The organism is Enterobacter sp. BWH64 (assembly GCF_001037645.1).
Lineage (GTDB): Bacteria > Pseudomonadota > Gammaproteobacteria > Enterobacterales > Enterobacteriaceae > Enterobacter > Enterobacter hormaechei_C.
In genome coordinates this window covers 1,916,360-1,937,752 of the sequence record NZ_KQ089922.1, presented here as the reverse complement: position 1 = coordinate 1,937,752, position 21,393 = coordinate 1,916,360, and the positions used below count along the sequence as shown (strand labels likewise).

22 protein-coding genes and 1 riboswitch are annotated in these 21,393 nt (G+C 58.1%); of the genes, 10 read left to right on the top strand and 12 right to left on the bottom strand.

Annotation, left to right across the window (positions count from 1 at the left end):
* Window positions 1-183: 183 nt before the first annotated feature.
* Genes cecR through SK50_RS09185 form a run of 5 tightly spaced genes read left to right on the top strand, consistent with a single transcriptional unit; the run spans window position 184 to window position 5,872 of the window.
* On the top strand, window positions 184-861 hold the full coding sequence (gene cecR, locus SK50_RS09205) for a transcriptional regulator CecR (protein ID WP_048229333.1): 678 nt from the start codon (window positions 184-186) through the stop codon (window positions 859-861).
* Window positions 858-1,853: a secretion protein HlyD gene (gene hlyD, locus SK50_RS09200; protein WP_023296152.1), complete on the top strand. Its 996-nt coding sequence runs from the start codon at window positions 858-860 to the stop codon at window positions 1,851-1,853. Before cecR ends, hlyD begins: the two co-directional genes overlap by 4 nt.
* Window positions 1,846-3,585 (top strand): ATP-binding cassette domain-containing protein, encoded by a 1,740-nt coding sequence (locus SK50_RS09195; RefSeq protein WP_032102648.1) that lies wholly within the window; start codon window positions 1,846-1,848, stop codon window positions 3,583-3,585. The genes hlyD and SK50_RS09195 overlap by 8 nt, the downstream gene beginning before the upstream one ends.
* The gene (locus SK50_RS09190; protein WP_045343735.1) at window positions 3,575-4,708 is read left to right on the top strand and encodes an ABC transporter permease; all 1,134 of its coding nucleotides are present in this window, start codon (window positions 3,575-3,577) and stop codon (window positions 4,706-4,708) included. The genes SK50_RS09195 and SK50_RS09190 overlap by 11 nt, the downstream gene beginning before the upstream one ends.
* A 57-nt stretch (window positions 4,709-4,765) precedes the next feature.
* Window positions 4,766-5,872 carry an ABC transporter permease gene (locus SK50_RS09185; protein WP_017384932.1) on the top strand — a complete coding sequence of 369 codons (1,107 nt, stop codon included), beginning with the start codon at window positions 4,766-4,768 and terminating at the stop codon, window positions 5,870-5,872.
* Here the strand turns inward: SK50_RS09185 and SK50_RS09180 are convergent.
* Entirely contained in the window at window positions 5,834-6,244 is a 411-nt protein-coding gene (locus SK50_RS09180; protein ID WP_003858499.1) for a YbhQ family protein, read from the bottom strand. The two genes, SK50_RS09185 and SK50_RS09180, sit on opposite strands and share 39 nt — an antisense overlap.
* A gap of 133 nt (window positions 6,245-6,377) precedes the next feature.
* Between SK50_RS09180 and SK50_RS09175 the strand changes: the two genes are divergently transcribed.
* Genes SK50_RS09175 through SK50_RS09165 form a run of 3 tightly spaced genes read left to right on the top strand, consistent with a single transcriptional unit; the run spans window position 6,378 to window position 9,336 of the window.
* Window positions 6,378-7,139, top strand: a complete 762-nt coding sequence (locus tag SK50_RS09175) for an endonuclease/exonuclease/phosphatase family protein (protein WP_017384933.1) — start codon at window positions 6,378-6,380, stop codon at window positions 7,137-7,139.
* Window positions 7,136-8,374: a cardiolipin synthase ClsB gene (clsB, locus tag SK50_RS09170; RefSeq protein ID WP_015571079.1), complete on the top strand. Its 1,239-nt coding sequence runs from the start codon at window positions 7,136-7,138 to the stop codon at window positions 8,372-8,374. Before SK50_RS09175 ends, clsB begins: the two co-directional genes overlap by 4 nt.
* Window positions 8,374-9,336: a lysylphosphatidylglycerol synthase domain-containing protein gene (locus SK50_RS09165; RefSeq protein WP_048229332.1), complete on the top strand. Its 963-nt coding sequence runs from the start codon at window positions 8,374-8,376 to the stop codon at window positions 9,334-9,336. Before clsB ends, SK50_RS09165 begins: the two co-directional genes overlap by 1 nt.
* A gap of 126 nt (window positions 9,337-9,462) precedes the next feature.
* Here SK50_RS09165 and SK50_RS09160 read toward each other — a convergent pair whose 3' ends face one another.
* From SK50_RS09160 to moaA, 6 genes are all read right to left on the bottom strand, one after another.
* Complete coding sequence (locus tag SK50_RS09160) at window positions 9,463-10,170, bottom strand: Bax inhibitor-1/YccA family protein (RefSeq protein WP_015571081.1); 708 nt, start codon at window positions 10,168-10,170, stop codon at window positions 9,463-9,465.
* A gap of 58 nt (window positions 10,171-10,228) precedes the next feature.
* Window positions 10,229-10,681: a molybdopterin synthase catalytic subunit MoaE gene (gene moaE, locus SK50_RS09155; protein WP_015571082.1), complete on the bottom strand. Its 453-nt coding sequence runs from the start codon at window positions 10,679-10,681 to the stop codon at window positions 10,229-10,231.
* 1 nt (window position 10,682) lies between these two features.
* The gene (moaD, locus tag SK50_RS09150; RefSeq protein WP_003858510.1) at window positions 10,683-10,928 is read right to left on the bottom strand and encodes a molybdopterin synthase sulfur carrier subunit; all 246 of its coding nucleotides are present in this window, start codon (window positions 10,926-10,928) and stop codon (window positions 10,683-10,685) included.
* The gene (moaC, locus tag SK50_RS09145; protein ID WP_017384934.1) at window positions 10,921-11,406 is read right to left on the bottom strand and encodes a cyclic pyranopterin monophosphate synthase MoaC; all 486 of its coding nucleotides are present in this window, start codon (window positions 11,404-11,406) and stop codon (window positions 10,921-10,923) included. Before moaC ends, moaD begins: the two co-directional genes overlap by 8 nt.
* 3 nt (window positions 11,407-11,409) lie before the next feature.
* On the bottom strand, window positions 11,410-11,922 hold the full coding sequence (gene moaB, locus SK50_RS09140) for a molybdenum cofactor biosynthesis protein B (RefSeq protein WP_015571084.1): 513 nt from the start codon (window positions 11,920-11,922) through the stop codon (window positions 11,410-11,412).
* A gap of 24 nt (window positions 11,923-11,946) precedes the next feature.
* Entirely contained in the window at window positions 11,947-12,936 is a 990-nt protein-coding gene (gene moaA / locus SK50_RS09135; protein WP_017384935.1) for a GTP 3',8-cyclase MoaA, read from the bottom strand.
* Window positions 12,924-13,057, bottom strand: a riboswitch (molybdenum cofactor riboswitch). It overlaps the preceding gene by 13 nt.
* 226 nt (window positions 13,058-13,283) lie before the next feature.
* Here moaA and yvcK point away from each other — a divergent pair.
* On the top strand, window positions 13,284-14,192 hold the full coding sequence (yvcK, locus tag SK50_RS09130) for a uridine diphosphate-N-acetylglucosamine-binding protein YvcK (RefSeq protein WP_017384936.1): 909 nt from the start codon (window positions 13,284-13,286) through the stop codon (window positions 14,190-14,192).
* Window positions 14,193-14,270: 78 nt separating this feature from the next.
* On the opposite strand, the gene uvrB is transcribed toward yvcK, so the two are convergent.
* Window positions 14,271-16,286, bottom strand: a complete 2,016-nt coding sequence (gene uvrB, locus SK50_RS09125; protein WP_015571085.1) for an excinuclease ABC subunit UvrB — start codon at window positions 16,284-16,286, stop codon at window positions 14,271-14,273.
* 748 nt (window positions 16,287-17,034) lie between these two features.
* Here uvrB and SK50_RS09120 point away from each other — a divergent pair.
* A complete protein-coding gene (locus SK50_RS09120; RefSeq protein WP_045343737.1) occupies window positions 17,035-17,757 on the top strand; it encodes an ABC transporter ATP-binding protein in 723 nt (240 codons plus the stop codon).
* Here the strand turns inward: SK50_RS09120 and bioD are convergent.
* Genes bioD through bioB form a run of 4 tightly spaced genes read right to left on the bottom strand, consistent with a single transcriptional unit; the run spans window position 17,720 to window position 21,347 of the window.
* The gene (gene bioD / locus SK50_RS09115) at window positions 17,720-18,421 is read right to left on the bottom strand and encodes a dethiobiotin synthase (protein ID WP_074162668.1); all 702 of its coding nucleotides are present in this window, start codon (window positions 18,419-18,421) and stop codon (window positions 17,720-17,722) included. The two genes, SK50_RS09120 and bioD, sit on opposite strands and share 38 nt — an antisense overlap.
* On the bottom strand, window positions 18,414-19,169 hold the full coding sequence (gene bioC, locus SK50_RS09110) for a malonyl-ACP O-methyltransferase BioC (protein WP_045343742.1): 756 nt from the start codon (window positions 19,167-19,169) through the stop codon (window positions 18,414-18,416). The genes bioD and bioC overlap by 8 nt, the downstream gene beginning before the upstream one ends.
* The gene (gene bioF / locus SK50_RS09105; RefSeq protein ID WP_032653023.1) at window positions 19,153-20,310 is read right to left on the bottom strand and encodes an 8-amino-7-oxononanoate synthase; all 1,158 of its coding nucleotides are present in this window, start codon (window positions 20,308-20,310) and stop codon (window positions 19,153-19,155) included. Before bioF ends, bioC begins: the two co-directional genes overlap by 17 nt.
* A complete protein-coding gene (gene bioB / locus SK50_RS09100) occupies window positions 20,307-21,347 on the bottom strand; it encodes a biotin synthase BioB (RefSeq protein WP_017694116.1) in 1,041 nt (346 codons plus the stop codon). Before bioB ends, bioF begins: the two co-directional genes overlap by 4 nt.
* Window positions 21,348-21,393 lie beyond the last annotated feature (46 nt).

Here is a 21,393-nt window from a genome sequence, read left to right as displayed (position 1 = left end):
CCATCACAGGTGTAGTTTTCAGGGAGATATAACGAATAGAAGGACAAAAACCACAATGTCGCGAAGGAGCGGAGTGTAGCAGCTTTTGTGACGTGGCGCATAAAATATCCCCGGCGATGACTCGACGTTTGCGCAAATCAGGCATAATCTTAATCAATCGATTGATTAATTTTTAATGCTGCTATGAATACAACCCCAACGACAACCAAAGGCGAACAGGCGAAAAGTCAGCTTATCGCCGCCGCGCTAGCGCAGTTTGGCGAGTATGGTCTGCATGTCACCACGCGGGATATCGCCGCTCAGGCCGGGCAGAATATTGCGGCCATCACCTACTATTTTGGCTCAAAAGAGGATTTATACCTCGCCTGCGCCCAGTGGATCGCGGATTTTATCGGCACCAGCTTTCGCCCGCACGTGGAAGAAGCCACCGCGCTGTTCAGCCAGCCAGAGCCTGACCGGGCTGCCATCCGCCAGCTGATCCTTAAAGCCTGTCACAACATGATCCGCCTGCTGACGCACGACGATACGCTGAACCTGAGCAAATTTATCTCCCGCGAGCAGCTCTCCCCCACTACCGCGTACCAGCTGGTGCACGATCAGGTGATCGCCCCGATGCACAGCCATCTGACCCGGCTGATCGCCGCCTATACCGGACGGGACGCCAGCGATACCGACACCATTTTGCATACCCACGCCCTGCTGGGCGAAGTGCTCGCCTTCCGTCTGGGGCGTGAGACCATCCTGTTACGTACGGGCTGGACACAATTCGATGAGGATAAAGCCGCGCAAATTAGCCAGGTCATTACCTGTCACGTTGATCTGATCCTGCAAGGCTTAACGCAAAGGAGCCAGAAGTCATGAAAAAACCTGTCGCCATCATTCTGGTGGTTGTTGTGTTACTTGCTGCGGGAATCGGTGGCTGGCTGTGGTATCAGAGCCAGCAGGATCGTGGCCTGACGCTGTACGGCAACGTGGATATCCGCACCGTGAACATGAGCTTCCGCGTCGGCGGACGGCTGGCCTCGCTGAACGTTGACGAAGGCGATGCCATCAAAGCCGGGCAGACGCTGGGAATGCTGGACAAAGCCCCGTTTGAGAACGCGCTGATGCAGGCAAAAGCAGGCGTCTCCGTCGCACAGGCGCAATACGACCTGATGCTGGCGGGCTACCGTGACGAAGAGATCTCCCAGGCGGCCGCTGCCGTTAAGCAGGCAAAAGCAGCCTATGACTATGCGCAGAATTTCTATAACCGTCAGCAAGGCTTATGGAAAAGCCGTACTATTTCCGCCAACGACCTGGAAAACGCGCGCTCATCCCGCGACCAGGCACAGGCGACGCTGAAATCTGCCCAGGATAAGCTAAGCCAGTACCGCACCGGTAACCGTGCGCAGGACATTGCCCAGGCGAAGGCCAGCCTTGAGCAGGCGCAGGCGCAGTTAGCCCAGGCGGAGCTGGATCTGCACGACACCACGTTAGTCGCCCCGTCTGACGGCACGCTGATGACCCGCGCCGTGGAGCCGGGCAGCATGCTCAGCGCGGGCAGCACCGTGTTAACGCTCTCCTTAACCCGTCCGGTGTGGGTGCGCGCTTACATTGATGAGCCAAATCTTGGCCAGATGCAGCCGGGCCGCGAACTGCTGCTCTATACCGACGGTCGCCCGGACAAGCCGTATCACGGCAAAGTGGGCTTCGTCTCCCCTACCGCCGAGTTCACGCCAAAAACCGTTGAAACCCCGGACCTACGTACCGACCTGGTGTACCGCCTGCGCATCATCGTCACCGATGCGGACGACGCGCTGCGTCAGGGCATGCCTGTTACCGTGACCTTAAACGACGGGGAACGACATGAATGATGCGGTTATCCAGCTCAACAATCTGGTCAAACGCTTCCCGGGAATGGCCAAACCGGCGGTCGCACCGCTGAATTGTACGATTCAGAAAGGCTATGTGACCGGGCTGGTGGGGCCGGACGGCGCGGGTAAAACCACGCTGATGCGGATGCTGGCGGGATTGCTGAAGCCGGATGAAGGCAGTGCCAGCGTGCTTGGCCTCGATCCGATCAAAGACGACGCGGCGCTCCACGGCATGCTCGGCTATATGCCGCAGAAGTTTGGTCTGTACGAAGATCTGACGGTAATGGAAAACCTCAACCTGTATGCCGATCTGCGCAGCGTTACCGGCGAAACCCGGCAGAAAACCTTCCAGCGTCTGCTTGCGTTTACCTCCCTCGGCCCATTCACCGACCGGCTGGCGGGCAAACTTTCCGGCGGGATGAAGCAGAAGCTGGGGCTGGCCTGCACGCTGGTGGGCGAACCGAAGGTGCTCTTGCTGGATGAACCCGGCGTGGGCGTGGACCCGATTTCCCGCCGCGAGCTGTGGCAGATGGTGCACGAGCTGGCGGGTGACGGCATGCTGATCCTCTGGAGTACCTCTTACCTTGATGAAGCAGAGCAGTGCCGCGACGTGCTGCTGATGAATGAAGGCGAACTGCTCTATCAGGGCGAACCCACCGAGCTGACGCAAACCATGGCCGGGCGCAGTTTTCTGCTGCACAGCGCGCAGGAGTCCAACCGCAAGCTGCTGCAACGGGTACTGAAGCTGCCGCAGGTGAGCGACGGGATGATTCAGGGCCGTTCGGTGCGCGTGATCCTCAAAAAAGAGACTACCGCCGACGATATCCGCCGTGCGCAGGGTATGCCTGAGATCGACATGACAGAGACCGCGCCGCGCTTTGAAGATGCGTTTATCGATCTGCTGGGCGGGGCGGGAACCTCAGAATCACCGCTTGGCGCCATCCTGCACACGGTGGAAGGCACGCCGGGCGAAACGGTCATTGAAGCAAAATCGCTCACCAAAAAATTCGGCGATTTCGCCGCCACCGATAACGTCAATTTTGCGGTGAAGCGCGGCGAGATATTTGGCCTGCTCGGGCCGAACGGCGCGGGGAAATCCACCACCTTTAAAATGATGTGCGGCCTGCTGGTACCAACCTCCGGCAAAGCGCTGGTGCTGAACATGGATCTCAAAGTCAGCTCCGGCAAGGCGCGCCAGCACCTGGGCTATATGGCGCAGAAGTTTTCGCTCTACGGCAACCTGACGGTGGAGCAAAATCTGCGATTTTTCTCCGGCGTCTACGGCCTGCGGGGACGGGCACAGAATGAGAAGATCGGCCGCATGTGCGACGCCTTCGGCCTGACCGATATCGCCTCACACGCTACCGACGCTCTGCCGCTTGGCTTCAAACAGCGGCTGGCGCTGGCCTGCTCACTGATGCACGAGCCGGATATCCTGTTTCTTGATGAACCGACTTCAGGCGTGGACCCCCTCACCCGCCGAGAATTCTGGTTGCATATCAATAGCATGGTGGAAAAAGGCGTGACCGTGATGGTCACCACCCACTTTATGGACGAGGCAGAGTATTGCGACCGCATCGGGCTGGTCTATCGCGGCAAGCTGATTGCCCACGGCACCCCGGATGACCTGAAAGCGCAGGCCGCCGACGACGCGCAGCCAGACCCGACCATGGAGCAGGCGTTTATCACCCTCATCCACGACTGGGATAAGGAGAATACTCATGCGCAGTAACGCCCTTTCCTGGCGCCGGGTGCGCGCCCTGTGCGTCAAAGAGACGCGGCAGATTGTGCGTGACCCCAGCAGTTGGCTGATTGCGGTGGTGATCCCCCTGCTGCTGCTGTTTATTTTCGGCTACGGGATTAACCTCGACTCCAGCAAGCTGCGGGTCGGGATTTTGCTGGAGCAGCAGAGCGAAGAGGCGCTGGACTTCACCCACGCCATGACCGGCTCGCCCTACATCGATGCCACCATCAGCGACAACCGGCAGGAACTGATCCAGAAAATGCAGGCCGGAAAAATTCGCGGTCTGATCGTCATTCCGGTCGATTTTGCCGCCAATATGGCACGCCCGGGCGCCGATGCGCCAATTCAGGTGATCACCGACGGCAGCGAGCCTAACACCGCCAACTTCGTGCAGGGCTATGCGGAGGGGATCTGGCAGCTCTGGCAGATGCAGCGCGCCGAAGACCGGGGGGAGGAGTTTGAACCGCTGATTGACGTGCAGACGCGCTACTGGTTTAACCCCGCCGCCATCAGCCAGCATTTTATTATTCCGGGGGCGGTCACCATCATCATGACGGTGATTGGCGCGATCCTCACCTCGCTGGTGATCGCCCGCGAATGGGAGCGCGGCACCATGGAGGCGCTGCTCTCGACCGAAGTGACGCGCGTCGAGCTGCTGCTCTGCAAGCTGATCCCCTACTACTTCCTCGGCATGCTGGCGATGCTGCTGTGTATGCTGGTCTCGGTATTTATTCTTGGCGTGCCGTACCGCGGCTCGCTGGTGCTGCTGTTCTTTATTACCAGCCTGTTTTTGCTCAGCACGCTGGGGATGGGACTGTTAATTTCCACCATCACCCGCAACCAGTTTAACGCCGCGCAGGTGGCGCTTAATGCCGCCTTCCTGCCGTCGATTATGCTCTCCGGCTTTATCTTCCAGATAGACAGTATGCCGGCGGTGATCCGCGCCGTGACGTACATCATTCCGGCGCGCTACTTTGTGAGTACCCTGCAAAGCCTGTTCCTGGCGGGAAATATTCCGGTGGTGCTGATTATCAACACCCTGTTTTTGCTGGCGTCGGCGGTGATGTTTATCGGGCTGACGTGGATGAAAACGAAAAGAAGATTAGATTAGCCATCGGATTTTGTAGGTCGGGTAAGCGCAAGCGCCACCCGACAGGAGGACGACGCGATGTTTCACCGTTTATGGACATTGATCCGCAAAGAGCTGCAATCCTTGCTGCGCGAGCCGCAGACCCGCGCCATTCTGGTGCTGCCGGTGCTGCTTCAGGTTGTACTGTTTCCGTTTGCCGCCACGCTGGAGGTCACCAACGCCACCATCGCCATTTACAACGAAGACAACGGCAAGCATTCCGTCGAGTTGACGCAGCGTTTCGCCCGCGCCAAAGCCTTTACCCATGTCCTGCTTCTGGAAAGCCCGCAGGCGATCCAGCCCACCATCGACACGCAAAAAGCATTATTGCTGGTACGCTTCCCGGCGGACTTCTCCCGCAACCTGGACACATTCCAGACCGCGCCGATGCAGCTGATCCTCGACGGACGTAACTCCAACAGCGCCCAGATTGCGGCGAACTATTTGCAACAGGTGGTGAAGGATTACCAGCAGGAGCTGATGGCGGGCAAACCCAAACCCAACAACAGCGAGCTGGTGGTGCGCAACTGGTACAACCCGAACCTGGACTACAAATGGTTTGTGGTGCCGTCGCTGATCGCCATGATCACCACCATTGGCGTGATGATTGTCACCTCGCTGTCCGTGGCGCGCGAACGTGAGCAAGGTACGCTGGATCAGCTGCTGGTCTCACCGCTCGCCACCTGGCAGATATTTGTCGGCAAGGCGGTGCCGGCACTGATTGTCGCGACGTTCCAGGCCACCATCGTGCTGGGGGTGGGAATATGGGCGTACCAGATCCCGTTTGCCGGATCGCTGGCGCTGTTTTACTTCACGATGGTGATTTACGGCCTGTCGCTGGTGGGGTTTGGGCTGCTGATTTCCGCGCTCTGCTCAACGCAGCAGCAGGCGTTTATCGGGGTGTTTGTCTTTATGATGCCGGCGATCTTGCTTTCAGGGTACGTTTCTCCAGTGGAGAACATGCCGGTGTGGTTACAGGATTTGACGTGGATAAACCCGATTCGTCACTTCACGGATATCACCAAGCAAATCTATCTGAAGGATGCGAGTCTGGATATTGTATGGGGAAGTTTGTGGCCGCTACTGGTCATCGCGGCCACAACGGGCTCAGTGGCCTATGCGATGTTTAGACGAAACATCGCGTAGTTTTTTCTCTTTGGTGAGCAATGACACCACCGCAGGCCCTGCGAGGATAGCCAGACCCGCCAGGGCCAGCAGCAGGTTGTTTTGCAGCACGCGTGACAACAGCCACAGGACGATCATTGCCGCACCAAAATACCAGGTGGTGGTGAGCTCTTCGAGCACATCACCCACTTCACGCCAGCGCGCGTCGTGGTGACGCTGTAAAAACAGCATCGACAGCACGGTCACGCCGTAAACCACGCATAACCCTAAGCCGACACGCACCAGCGTGCCGCTCATCCAGCCCATCACCAGTACGGCCACGACCAGTAAATGCAACATTATCTGCCAGCAACTCAAACCGGTTGCGACACGAACGCGTTGTTGCCACTTCATGGCTTCTCTCCTGAAGGATTTTTCTCTGCTAATTCAGACTACCGCACTTTACGGAAAATTCCGTAACGCCGCATCTTTTTGTGACGCCTACTACACTTTATTTTCATCGGGATAGTCACCCAGGAAGGTGTTTATGAGCAAAAAAACGCAGCATTTCTCGCTTAAGGTGCTGACGATAAACATTCATAAGGGCTTCACAGCATTTAACCGCCGCTTCATTTTACCGGAGCTGCGCGACGCGGTACGCACCGTCAGCGCGGATATTGTCTGCCTCCAGGAGGTCATGGGCGCGCACGAAGTGCACCCGATGCATTTCGAAAACTGGCCCGACACGCCCCACTACGAGTTTCTGGCGGATACCATGTGGAGCGATTACGCCTACGGGCGCAATGCGGTCTACCCGGAGGGGCATCACGGTAACGCGGTGCTGTCGCGTTTTCCTATCGAGCATTATGAGAACCGCGACGTCTCCGTTGGCGAGAGCGAAAAACGCGGGCTGTTATACTGTCGTATCACCCCCCCGGCGCTCGATTTTCCCATTCATGTGGGCTGTGTTCATCTTGGCCTGCGTGAAGCCCACCGTCAGGCCCAGCTACAGATGCTGGCAGACTGGACCAATGCGCTGCCGGAGGGCGAGCCCGTAGTGGTGGCCGGTGATTTCAACGACTGGCGACAGCGGGCCAACCATCCGCTGAAGGTGAAGGCGGGGCTGGAGGAGATCTTTACCCGCTCACGCGGTCGTCCCGCGCGGACGTTTCCGGTGCGCTTCCCCCTGCTGCGCCTTGACCGCATTTACGTAAAAAATGCCCACGCCAGCAGCCCGACGGCGCTGGCTTTACTCAACTGGCGACATCTCTCCGACCATGCCCCACTCAGCGCGGAGATCCACTTATGAAATGCACATGGCAGGAAGGTAACCGTATTACGCTGCTGGAAAATGGCGATAACTTTTATCCGGCGGTTTTTGAGGCGATTAGCCACGCACAGCAGAAAGTCTTTCTCGAAACGTTTATCTGGTTTGAAGACGACGTGGGCAGGCAGTTGCACAGCGCACTGCTGCATGCCGCCCGTCGCGGTGTAAAAATCGAGGTTCTGCTCGACGGATATGGTTCGCCGGATCTCAGCGACGAATTTGTTAACGAGCTCACCGCCGCAGGGGTGGTGTTCCGCTATTACGATCCCGGCCCGCGTCTGTTCGGCATGCGCACCAACCTGTTCCGTCGAATGCACCGCAAAATTGTGGTGGTGGATGAAACGGTGGCCTTCGTTGGCGGCATTAACTACTCCGCCGAGCATATGTCGGATTACGGTCCCGAAGCTAAACAGGACTACGCGATCCGTATCGAAGGACCGGTGGTTCAGGACATCCAGCTGTTCGTGCTGGAAAACTTACCCGGCAAAGAGGCCGCTCGCCGCTGGTGGCGACGCCGTCATCGCCCGGAAGAGAACCGCAAGCCCGGCGAGGCGCAGGCGCTGTTCGTCTGGCGGGATAACGAGGAGCACCGGGACGATATCGAGCGTCATTACCTGAAGATGCTGGCGAACGCGAAGCGCGAGGTGATTATCGCCAACGCCTATTTCTTCCCCGGTTACCGGATTTTGCACGCCATGCGCAACGCGGCCCGACGCGGCGTGAGCGTGAAGCTTATCGTGCAGGGTGAGCCCGATATGCCGATTGTGAAGGTCGGCGCGCGTCTGCTCTATCGCTATCTGGTCAAAAGCGGCGTGCAGATCTATGAATATCGCCGCCGCCCGCTGCACGGCAAAGTCGCCGTGATGGATGACCACTGGGCGACCGTTGGCTCCAGCAACCTCGATCCGCTGAGCTTATCGCTCAATCTGGAAGCGAACCTGATCATCCACGATCGCCAGTTTAATCAGACCCTGCGCGATAACCTTCAGGGACTTATCAATAAAGACTGCGTGCGTGTGGATGAGTCTATGGTGCCAAAACGGAGCTGGTGGAACGTGGGCATCGGCGTGGTGGTGTTCCACTTCCTGCGCCACTTCCCGGCCATGGTGGGCTGGCTGCCCGCGCATACGCCGAAACTGGCGCTGGTGGATCCGCCTGTGCAACCCGAAATGGAAACCCAGGACCGCGTAGAGGCGGAAGATGGAGGGAAAACCTGATGTCGAAATCTCATCCTCGCTGGCGGCTGGCGAAAAAAATCCTGACCTGGCTGTTCTTCATTGCCGTCGCGGTCCTGCTGGTGGTGTATGCCCAAAAGGTGGACTGGGAAGAGGTGTGGAAAGTTATTCGCAACTACAACCGGACAGTCCTGCTGGGGGCCGTTGGGCTGGTGATTGTGAGCTACCTGATATACGGCTGCTATGACCTGCTGGGACGTGCCTACTGCGGGCATAAGCTTGCCAAACGGCAGGTTATGCTGGTGTCATTCATCTGCTATGCCTTTAACCTGACGCTGAGCACCTGGGTGGGCGGGATTGGTATGCGCTATCGCCTGTACTCCCGCCTTGGCTTACCGGGCGGCACCATCACGCGTATTTTCTCCTTAAGCATCACCACCAACTGGCTGGGGTATATCCTGCTGGGCGGGGTGATTTTCACCATCGGCGTGGTGCAGCTGCCTGCGCACTGGTACATCGATGAGGCTACCCTGCGCATCCTGGGCATCGTACTGCTGCTGATCATCGCCGCCTACCTGTGGGCCTGCGCCTTTGCCAAACGTCGTCACATGACCATTAAAGGCCAGAAGCTGGTGCTGCCGTCATGGAAGTTTGCCGTCCTGCAAATGGTGGTTTCCAGCGCTAACTGGATGGCGATGGGGGCCATTATCTGGCTGTTGATTGGCGAAGATGTGAACTACTTCTTCGTGCTGGGCGTGCTGCTGGTAAGCAGTATTGCCGGGGTGATTGTGCATATTCCGGCGGGTATTGGCGTACTGGAGGCGGTGTTTATCGCGCTGCTTGCGGGGGAGCATGTGTCTCACGGGACGATTATCGCCGCCCTGCTCGCGTACCGCATGATCTACTACTTCCTGCCGCTGGCGCTGGCAACGGTCTGTTATCTGGTGCTGGAGAGTCGGGCGAAGAAGCTGCGCGCGAAGAACGAGAGGATGTTGGCGAAGTGAGTTGTGTCGGGTAGCGCTGCGGTCTGATGCCCTCACCCCGGCCCTCTCCCACGGGGAGAGGGAGAAAAGCCCGCACCGTGCAATCCCCTCTCCCTGAGGGAGAGGGTTAGGGTGAGGGGGAAATAACTAGCGACGGTTGCCGAAGATACGCAGCAGCATCAGGAACAGGTTGATGAAGTCCAGATAAAGCGTCAGCGCGCCCAGAATCGAGTATTTGCGCAGATTTGAACTGTCGCGAACATCAATTTGTTCACCGATGTTTTTCAGCTTCTGGGTATCGTAAGCGGTTAAGCCCACGAAGATCACCACCCCGATATAGGTCACCGCCCACATCAGCGCGTCACTCTTCAGCCACAGGTTCACCAGCGACGCCAGCACAATCCCAATCAGCCCCATAAACAGCATGTTGCCGAAGCCGCTCAGGTCACGTTTGGTGGTGTAACCGTACAGGCTCATCACACCGAACATCCCGCCGGTCACCACAAACGTGCTGGCGATGGAAGAGTAGGTGTAAACGATGAAAATACTGGAAAGCGTCAGCCCGGTCAGCGCCGAATAGAGCATAAACAGCGTGGTCGCCATACCCGCGCTGAGCTTGTGCACCAGCCCGGAGAGCACGAACACCAGCGCCAGTTGCGCAATAATCAGCCCAAAGAAGGTGATTTTGCTTGAGAAGATAAACATCATCAGTTCAGGCGTATTTGCCGCATACCACGCGATAAACGCGGTAAGCAGCAGGCCAACCGTCATCCAGCCATACACCTGAGCCATGTAGGTTTGCAGCCCGCTACGGGTCTGCTGAACTATCGAATCGGAACGCGGAAATCGGTCCATGATTCACTCCTGATTAAGTAAACACACACGTTAAGAGTAACACATCCGCGTAAACCAACTACCAACGGCTGGCGGCATGTTTATCGCTGTCGCGTGATTCCACCCAGCGCTCACCTTCCGGCGTCGCTTCACGCTTCCAGAACGGCGCTTTGGTTTTAAGGTAATCCATGATGAACTCCCCCGCCGCAAAAGCACTCCCGCGATGGGCGCTGGTGACGCCGACAAACACAATCTCTTCGCCGGGCCACATTTCGCCGATGCGATGGATAACCGTAACGCGCCCTAGTGGCCAGCGGCCTCGCGCCTCTTCCACAATGGCCGCCAGCGATTTTTCGGTCATTCCCGGATAGTGCTCCAGCGTCAGCGCTTTTACGCTGTCGCCGAGATTATGATTACGCACTTTCCCGGTAAACGTCACGACCGCGCCGTCTTCGTCGCGCCCGGCCAGCCAGTCATATTCCGTGCCCACGTTAAAACGCTCATGGCCGACCAGAATTCGGGTTTCCGTCATCTTAACCCCCTGTGACCGGCGGGAAGAAGGCCACTTCGTCCCCATCGGCCAGCGGGTGGGTCAACTCCACCAGCGTCTGGTTCACGGCGGCCAGCAGTTTGCCTTCGTCCAGCGCCAGCGCCCAGCGGTCGCCTTGCGCCGCCAGATGCGCACGCAGGGCGGCGACATTTTCGAAAGAGCCGTCCAGCGTCAGGCTGTCGGTATTGACCAGCTCACGGACCTGAGCAAAAAAGAGCACCTTAATCATGGCTTTCCACCTTAAAATCACCGGATTTGCCGCCGCTTTTTGCCAGCAGACGCACCGGGCCAATCACCATATCTTTCTGTACCGCTTTACACATGTCGTAGATGGTCAGCGCCGCCACGGAGGCCGCCGTCAACGCCTCCATCTCCACGCCGGTTTTCCCGGTTAAGCGGCACAGGGACTCGATACGCACACGGTTATGCGCCGGCTGCGCCTGCAAATTTACCTCCACTTTGCTGAGCATCAGCGGATGGCAGAGCGGGATGAGGTCCCAGGTACGTTTAGCGGCCTGAATACCGGCGATGCGGGCGGTGGCAAACACGTCACCCTTGTGATGGCTGCCGTCGATAATCATCGCCAGCGTCTCCGGCAGCATGGTGACGAACGCTTCAGCACGCGCCTCGCGCACCGTTTCGGCTTTGGCGGAGACATCCACCATATGCGCTTCGCCAGCGGCGTTTATGTGGGTCAGTTGTGACATAGCTTATTTCTTTAAATGGGGATGAAAATTACACGGACGGGTACGGGCATCCAGCTGCGGGGCAATAATGTTTTCCCACGCGGTGCGGCAGGCTTTGGTCGACCCCGGCATGGCGAAGATCAGCGTCTTATTCGCCACCCCCGCGACGGCACGGGACTGAAGCGTAGAGGTGCCAATCTCTTCAAAGGAGAGCATGCGGAACACTTCGCCGAAGCCTTCCACTTCGCGATCGAACAGCGGGAGCAGCGCTTCCGGTGCCTGGTCGCCTGCGGTAAAGCCGGTGCCGCCAGTGATCAGCACCACCTGGACGTCATCACCCGCAATCCACTGTGAGACCTGAGCGCGAATGGCGTAACGGTTTTCTTTGACGATCGCTTTATCAACAATCTGGTGTCCGGCTTCGTGTGCCGCCTCGCGCAGCCAGTGGCCAGAGGTATCATCCTCTTCACCACGACGTTCGGAAACGGTAAGAATAGCAATGCGTGTCGGGATAAATTCCGCGCTTACCTGACTCATCTTCTGGTTCCTTCTAAAGCCTGATTACCCGCCGATATAGGACAGGTTCTGAGTAATGCCGGTGTTGCCCTGATGCAGGAAATGGGTCTGCTTTTTGTGCGTCAGCGCCTCGGAAATACGTGCTTCAAGCGCGTCCTGCTGGGCGTCATCTTCCAGCAAATCGCGTAGATCGACGCCGCCATCCCCGAACAGGCAAAGATGGAGCTTGCCGACGGAGGAGACGCGCAGGCGGTTGCAGCTGGCACAGAAGTCTTTTTCATAGGGCATGATCAGGCCGATTTCGCCTTCATAATCCGGATGACAAAAGACCTGCGCCGGGCCATCGCTGCGCTGGCGGATCTGGTGGATCCAGCCGCGTTTCAGCAGTTCGTCGCGCAGAACCATGCCGGAGATATGATGGCGACGGAACAGCTCGCTACCCTCCCCGGTCTCCATCAGCTCAATAAAACGCAGTTGAATGCGGCGCGGTTTGATCCACGCCAGGAAAGTGTCCAGCTGATGGTGGTTCACATCACGCATCAACACGGTATTGACTTTGACCTTGTCGAAACCGGCGGTGAACGCGGCATCGATGCCGTCCATCACCTGCTGGAACTTATCCTGGCCGGTAATGGCGTGGAACTGACGGGCGTCCAGGCTATCGACGCTGACGTTGATCGCCGTCAGCCCCGCATCGCGCCAGTTCGCCACGTCACGCGCCATGCGGTAACCGTTGGTGGTCACCGCGATCTGGCGGATACGTTCGTTTTCACGCACGGCGGCAATGATGTCAGGGAAATCACGGCGCAGGGAGGGCTCTCCCCCGGTAAGACGCACTTTTTCCGTGCCAAGTTCAGAGAACGCGCGCGTGACGCGGCGTACTTCATCCACGGAGAGAAAGCCATTATTGGTGACGCTGCCCGGCTTGTAGCCATCGGGCAGGCAGTAGGTGCAACGGAAGTTACACACGTCGGTAATCGACAAACGTAAGTAGAAAAACTTACGCGCGAAAGCATCAGTAAGTTGTGAAGCCATGTACACCTTTCCAGATCGGGAGGCACAGTCATTTCTTTCTGTACCCTGGTGGCAAATCCGCCACGGCCAGGGCGCCATATCTCTCGACACAGGCGCCAGGGCTAGAGTGTATGTTTTCAGTTTTGAAAACGGGGTTATGGCGATAGTAGCGTGGAAATCGCCACTTCGCCATTGTCGCTTTTCGCTATATAAATTTATATATAACGATGTTATCGTGCATTTTCACTACAGAATACGCAAAAACAGCGCTTTCGCATTGATATACGTCATTATGGTTTGTGAGAGGCATCGTCTTTTAGGAGTAGTTGCGTTACTGTGACGCAAGCTTAACAGGATAAGGAATAGGTATGCGCAATCGCACTTTTGCGGATCTGGACCGTGTGGTCGCTCTTGGCGGAGGTCACGGTCTGGGACGAGTGATGTCGTCGTTATCGTCACTGGGCTCGCGCCTGACGGGCATCGTGACAACAACGGACAACGGCGGCTCAACCGGGCGGATCCGACGTGCTGAAGGCGGGATAGCCTGGGGTGACATGCGCAATTGCCTCAACCAGCTCATCACGGAGCCAAGCGTGGCCTCGGCAATGTTTGAGTACCGTTTTGGCGGAAATGGTGAACTTTCAGGCCATAACCTTGGAAATCTGATGTTAAAGGCGTTGGATCACCTGAGCGTGCGCCCTCTGGAAGCGATCAATTTAATTCGTAACCTGTTAAAGGTGGATGCATTCCTGATCCCGATGTCCGAACAGCCGGTGGATTTAATGGCGATCGATGCCGACGATCACGAAGTGTATGGTGAAGTGAATATCGACCAGCTTCTTCTTCCGCCAAAAGAGCTAATGACCTACCCCAGCGTACCCGCAACGCGTGAAGCGGTAGAAGCGATTGCCGAGGCCGATCTGATCCTGATTGGGCCGGGAAGTTTTTATACCAGCCTGATGCCGATCCTGCTGGTGAAAGAGCTGGCGCAGGCGCTGCGCAGAACGCCTGCGCCCATGGTCTATATAGGTAATTTAGGCCGCGAACTCAGCCCGGCGGCGGCAAGCCTGTCGCTGGCGGATAAGCTGGACCTGATGGAACAGTACGTTGGTAAGAAAATTATCGATGGTGTCGTGGTCGGGCCGAAAGTGGATGTATCGGGGATTGGCGATCGCGTGGTGGTGCAGGAGCCGCTGGAAGCCAGCGATATTAAATATCGCCACGACCGCCATCTGCTGCGCGAGGCGCTGGAGAAGGCGATTCAGGCATTAGGTTAGGTTCGTTTTGTGCGGCCTGATGCCCTCACCCCGGCCCTCTCCCACAGGGAGAGGGAGAAAACGCCACCGGGCAAAAAACTACGATGCCGCAATAAACAGATCCCGCAGCTGATGCAGCTGATCGCGGATTTGCGCGGCCTCTTCGAACTCCAGGTTCTGCGCGTGCTGCATCATCTGCCCTTCCAGCTCGTGGATCTTCTGCTGCAACGCTTTCGGCGTCAGCGCGACGGTATCCTCTTCCACCACTGAACGGGCCTTGCCGCGGCCTTTCGCTTTGGTCTTCGCAATGTTCTGACCCAGCGCCAGGATATCCACCACCTTCTTGTTCAACCCCTGCGGCGTGATGCCGTGCTCTTCGTTGTAGCGCTGCTGCTTCTCGCGACGACGTTCCGTTTCGCCAATCGCTTTGGCCATCGACGGGGTGATTTTATCCCCGTACAGGATCGCCTTCCCGTTGACGTTACGCGCGGCGCGGCCAATGGTCTGGATCAGCGAGCGCTCGGAACGCAGGAAGCCCTCTTTGTCCGCGTCCAGAATCGCCACCAGCGACACCTCAGGCATATCCAGCCCTTCTCGCAGAAGGTTAATGCCGACCAGCACGTCGAACTCGCCCAGACGCAGATCGCGGATGATCTCCATACGCTCCACGGTATCGATATCCGAGTGCAGATACCGCACCTTCTCGCCGTGTTCTTCCAGATACTCCGTCAAATCTTCCGCCATACGTTTGGTGAGCGTGGTAACCAGCACGCGCTCGTTGATGGCGGAGCGGGCACGTATTTCCGAGAGCAGATCGTCCACCTGCGTCGCCACCGGACGCACCTCGATAATCGGATCCAGCAGCCCGGTCGGACGCACCACCTGGTCCACCACGTCATCACCGGATTTTTCCAGCTCGTAGTTGCCCGGCGTGGCCGATACGTAGATGGTCTGCGGAGCAAGCGCCTCAAATTCTTCAAACTTCATCGGACGGTTGTCCAGCGCTGACGGCAGTCGGAACCCGTACTCCACCAGCGTCTCTTTACGCGCGCGGTCACCGCGGTACATCCCGCCGATCTGGGGGATCGTAACGTGGGATTCGTCGATCACCAGCAGGCCGTCCGCCGGAAGGTAGTCAAACAGCGTCGGCGGCGCTTCGCCCGGCCCGCGCCCGGAGAGGTAGCGCGAGTAGTTTTCGATGCCGGAGCAGTAGCCCAACTCGTTCATCATCTCCAGATCGAACTGGGTACGCTGGCTCAGGCGCTGCTCTTCCAGCAGCTTATTGTTCGCCAGCAGCACCTTGCGGCGGTCCGCCAGCTCGGTTTTGATCTCTTCCATCGCCTGCACAATACGCTCGCGCGGCGTTACATAGTGCGTTTTCGGGTAGATGGTGAAGCGCTGGATCACCGACTCGACGTGACCGGTCAACGGATCGAACAGCGACAGGCGTTCAACCTCTTCGTCGAACAGCTCCACGCGCAGCGCCATATCGTCCGACTCCGCCGGGAAGATATCAATCACCTCGCCGCGCACGCGGAAGGTCCCGCGCTGGAACGCCTGATCGTTACGGGTGTACTGCAACTCCGCCAGACGGCGCAAAATCGCACGCTGATCGATGATCATCCCCTGCGTCAGGTGCAGCATCATCTTGAGATAGAGATCCGGATCGCCCAGGCCGTAGATCGCCGACACCGAGGCCACCACCACCACATCACGACGCTCCAGCAGCGCCTTGGTCGCCGACAAACGCATCTGCTCGATATGTTCGTTCACCGAGGCATCTTTCTCGATAAACGTGTCGGAGCTGGGAACGTAGGCTTCCGGCTGGTAGTAGTCGTAGTAGGAGACGAAATACTCCACCGCGTTTTCCGGGAAGAACTCTTTCATCTCACCATACAGCTGCGCCGCCAGCGTTTTGTTCGGCGCGAGAACCATCGTCGGACGCTGGAGATCGGCAATGACGTTGGCAATGGTGAAGGTTTTGCCCGAACCGGTAACCCCCAGCAGGGTCTGGTGCGCCAGCCCGTCCTCCAGCCCCTCTTCCAGGCGACGAATAGCCTCGGGCTGATCCCCGGAAGGACGGAAAGCAGAATTCAGTTTAAACGGTTTACTCATGGGCGACGACCTGATGACAGAATAAGCGGCAGGTGAGTAATTTTACTCGTTGTGGCCAGGATTGCCAGTAAAAAACACTGGATGAAAAACCAGTAGCGTGTCAGGATATTTAGCGTAGCGCAGAGAGGATTAGTGCGTTCGCGAGCCAAATTTCGACTGTGACAAAATAAAACACCAGCCTCAGGGGGTTATCCCCAGAACTATTACTTTTTTAACATTTGTCAAGGGCGGTTATGAAAGTTTTATGGCAACAGGTCTCGCTGGCGTTGAGGGAATTGCTTTTATCTAATTCGTTAAAAAATAAAGACTAATTTATTAAGCCGCGTTTCGCATCAATTTGGTTGTAACCCGCGTATTCTCTCGCTTATCGCGGGTTTTCTAACTCTAATGCACAAGGTTATCCACAGGAATAGTGGATAACTGCCTCCAGCCCGTACAGTATGCACTCCAGCAAATTCCCGGTTTTTCCCACGAAGCGGCAGTAAAAAATTTTTATCACTCTTTTTTGCCTGGAAAACGTTCATTTTTTCATAAGCGACTGGCGAGATCTTAATCACAATTCTGTCATTTCTCCTGCACCACAATTCGACATACGCAGCACCGGGAGTGTGCAATTCGTATAAACGTTCAGCTTTTGATAGTGAGTTATTCCTAAAAATGGCCTTTTTTTAATCATTATGAAGTTCCTGGCAGGCGTTTTGCAGACATCACTCTGTGCATCACCCCACACATTTTTAAGGAGAGAAAGATGTTGAGTCTGCGTGCTGTAAATCAGTTTTACGGAAGCCAACATACGCTATGGAACGTGAATATCGATTTCCCGCAAGGCATCTGTACGGGCATTGTTGGCCTGCCTGGCATGGGCAAATCCACGCTTATGAACTGCATTACCGGAAAGGTGCCCGTCGAGAGCGGCACCATCATCTGGCATGAGGCTGGCGCGCCGCCGCATAACTTGCTCAACCCTGCGTCAGCATTCCCGTCGCCGCCGACGATAGGCTACGTCCCGCAGGATCGGCGAATATTTTCCCAGCTCACCGTCGATGAAAATCTGCATATCGCTATGCGGGCGACGGGGAAACCCGATCCGGCATCAAAAAGTGACGTGTATGCCCTGTTTCCGGAGCTCTATCCGCTGCGACAGAGCCGTGCCTCTGCGCTGTCCCCTGACGACCAGTATCAGCTGGCCCTCGCCAGTGCGCTGGTTAATCGTCCGCGCGTGTTGATTCTGGATGAGCCCATGCATGGCGCAGGGCACGGTTTCGCGCGCAGGCTGGGGCAGTTGCTGGTGCGGTTGAATCGGGAGCTGGGAATGACGGTGCTGTTAGCGGAGCAACAGCTGTCGTTTATCCGCCGGGTAGCGGATCGTTTCTGCATGCTCTATCGCGGGCGTAACGTGGCACAGGGCCACGTTAACGAGCTGGATGACGACCTTATTGCGCACTGGATGGCGCGGGACATAAGGCGCTGAGGTCGAGATAGCGTCCGGTTTCCGCCTGCTCTGCGCCGTCGGCAAGCCACGGGATCTCGCCGAGAAACGGCGCAGGCAGCACCCGCTTCAGCGTCGCCAGATACTCAGCATGACGTTTACCCGGCGCTACCACGTCATTGGCAATCCACCCTGCCAGACGCAACCCGGCCTGCTGCACGGCCTGGGCGGTCAGCATGGCGTGATTGATACAGCCAAGCTTCACGCCAACCACCAGAATGACCGGAAGCTGCTCGGCCTGCACCCAGTCAGCAAATGTCTGCTCGTCGGACAGCGGGGTAAACCAGCCGCCAGCCCCCTCCACCAGCACCCAGTCGGCCTGTGTTTCCAGGTCGCGTAACCCGGAAGAGAGCACCGAAAAATCAATCGGACGATCTTCATCGACGCTGACGATGTGCGGCGAGGTGGGTTCAGCAAAGGTATAGGGGTTCACCGCAGAATAGGCCAGCGTAAGGCTGCTGTTACGCTGTAGCGCCAGCGCATCGGTATTACGTAAGCCTTCCGGCGTCATCTCGCTGCCGGAGGCTACGGGCTTATACCCGGCCGTTGTTTTCCCCAGCAGACGCGCCGCCTGCAACAGCGCGGCGCTGGCAACCGTTTTACCGACTTCAGTGTCCGTACCGGTAACAAAATAACGTTCAGTCACGTTCAATAATCCCATGAAAAAGATGATAAGAGAGCGGGAACCGGCCCCGCTCCTGCGGCCAGGCCAGCTCGAGACGCTGGAGTTGGCCGCGGGTAAGGGGTTTCTTCTCCCGTCCGGCGTGCAGGTGCGTCGCGCCTATGCCCTTAAGCGATCGCATGGCGCTTAACGCATCGCTAAATTCGAGGGTGACGGTCTGGACCACGCTGCGATAGCGCCAGCCTGCCAGCGCCTGAGTGACCTGTTCGTGCGAGAGAAACCGGTTGACGTGCGGCTGTGCATCCACTGCCCTCCACGCCTGATTCAGCTCTGGCAACGAACTTTCCAGCAGGGTGGTAAAGGCCACCGCTCCGCCGGGCCGCGCCACGCGGTATAGCTCGCGTAGGGCCTGCGGCAGGCTGGCGCACCACTGCACCGCCAGATGGCTCCAGACGAGGTCAAACAGCGCATCCTCCAGCGGGATGGCCTCGATATCGGCCACCAGATAACGGTCTGCTGACTGCTGCTGGCGGGCCTCATCCAGCATCTGCGCGGATAAATCCAGCGCCGTGACGTGGCTACCCGTTGCGCGCCAGTAGCGGCTATTGCCGCCAGGCCCGCAGCCAGCGTCGAGCACCTGCGCAAAACGCCCCTCACCGAGCGCGGCCAGCAGCCCGCGGGCGCTCAGGCGTTGCAGCTCATCGTGCTGTGAATAGCTTTGCGCTGCCCGGCCAAACGCGGCGGCAACGGCCTGTTTATTGACAGGAGACATACAGTGCCTCCAGAAGCGTATCGATATCCTGCGGCTCGTGCGCTGCCGTGAGCGTCAGACGCAAGCGCGCGGTGCCTGGCGGCACGGTGGGTGGGCGGATCGCCGTGACCCACTGCCCGCGTTCTCGTAGCGCCTGTGCCAGCATCAGCGCCCGATGGTTTTCACCCACAATCACGGGCTGAATGGCGCTGTGCGAGTCGGTAAGCCGGTAAGGCAGTGCGCTTACCCCCCGGCGAAAACGCTGAATATGGTCGGCCAGGCGCGCCCGGCGTTCAGCGCCGTCTTCGCCGCGGATCACCGCAAGCGACGCAGAGAGCGCCACGGCCTGCGCCGGGGGCATGCTGGTGCTGTAGATCAGGTGCCGGGCGAACTGCACCAGGTAATCGGCCACCGGCTCGCTGCACAACACCGCGGCGCCGCTGACGCCAAAGCCTTTGCCGAAAGTGACTACCAGCAGTTCCGGCCTGACGCGTTGCTGGTGCGCGCTTCCGCGCCCCTCCTCGCCGGTGACGCCAATGCCGTGGGCATCGTCGACCAGCAGCCAGGCGTTCTGCTGTTTTGCGACGTCATGCAAGGTGGCAAGCGGCGCGCTGTCGCCGTCCATGCTGAATACCCCTTCCGTCACCGCCAGCTGAAGCCCTGAACAGGGTTTACCCAGCAGGACGTTCAGCTGAGAGGCATCGTTATGGGCAAAACGCCGCAGCTGCGCCGGGCTGAGACTGGCCGCTTCAAGCAGGGACGCGTGGCTCAGGCGGTCCGCGGTGATGCGGTCGTCTTTGCCCATCAGGGCGGCAATCACCGCCTGATTCGCGGCAAAACCGGAGATAAACAGCAGCGCCCGCGGGTAGCCCAGCCAGTCGGCCAGCTCTTCCTCCAGCGCCTGATGCGCCGTGGTGTAGCCGCTGACGTGCCCGGAGCCACCGCTGCCCACGCCGTAACGATCCGCGCCCTGCTGCCAGGCGCGAACGATCTGCGGGTGCTGGCTCAGGCCCAGATAATCGTTGCTGGAGAAATTACAGAACCGCTCTCCTTCCCGGGAGAGAAAACGGCCTGCACCGTTTTCCACTACCCTGCGCACCCGAAACGCATCCGCCGCCCGCCGCTCGTCGAGCGCGGTCCTGATACGTGCCTGCCAGGTCATACGGCTGCCGCGTTGTAGAACTGGTCGGTGTCGGCGTTAAAAATCTGCTGCTCCAGCTGCTGCTGTTGCTCGTTATCCCCCGCCTGTACCTCGGTCTGGTGTGGGTTCAGCCCCAGCTTGCGGAACAGCTGGACATCTTTGTCCTCTTCCGGGTTTGGCGTGGTCAGCAGTTTGCAGCCGTAGAAGATAGAGTTGGCCCCGGCCATGAAGCACATCGCCTGGGTCTGCTCGCTCATCTGCTCGCGACCGGCAGAGAGGCGAACATAAGAGGTCGGCATCATGATGCGCGCCACCGCGATGGTGCGGATGAAATCGAAGGCATCCACGTCCTCGTTATCCGCCAGCGGCGTGCCTTTTACCTTCACCAGCATGTTGATGGGCACGCTTTCCGGCGGGGTCGGCAGGTTTGCCAGCTGTAACAGCAGGCCGGCACGATCTTTTACCGTCTCGCCCAGTCCCACGATCCCGCCGGAACAGACCTTGATCCCCGCATCACGCACTTTATCCAGCGTGTCCAGACGCTCCTGATAGGTGCGCGTGGTGATGATGTTGCCGTAGAATTCCGGCGAGGTATCGAGGTTGTGGTTATAGTAATCCAGCCCCGCCGCCGAGAGACGCTGCGCCTGCTCTTCGTTCAGCGTACCCAGGGTCATGCAGGCTTCAAGCCCCATCGCCTTCACCCCCTTCACCATCTGCTCCAGATAGGGCATGTCGCGGTCATGCGGATTTTTCCACGCCGCGCCCATGCAGAAGCGGGTCGAGCCAGCGTTTTTGGCCTTGCGCGCGGAGTCGAGCACTTGCTCGACTTCCATCAGGCGCTCGGATTCGAGACCGGTTTTATAGCGCGCGCTTTGCGGGCAATATTTGCAGTCTTCCGGGCAAGCCCCGGTTTTGATCGACAGCAGCGTGCTGACCTGAACATGACGCGGATCGAAGTGCTGGCGGTGCACCTGTTGCGCCTCAAACATCAGCTCCAGGAAAGGTTTGTTGAATAATTCAGTGACTTGCGACATCGTCCAGCGTGCGTGGTGAGCCATCGGGCTTCTCCAAAGGGTTTTGTTAATTGTCGGTTCGGTTTATACT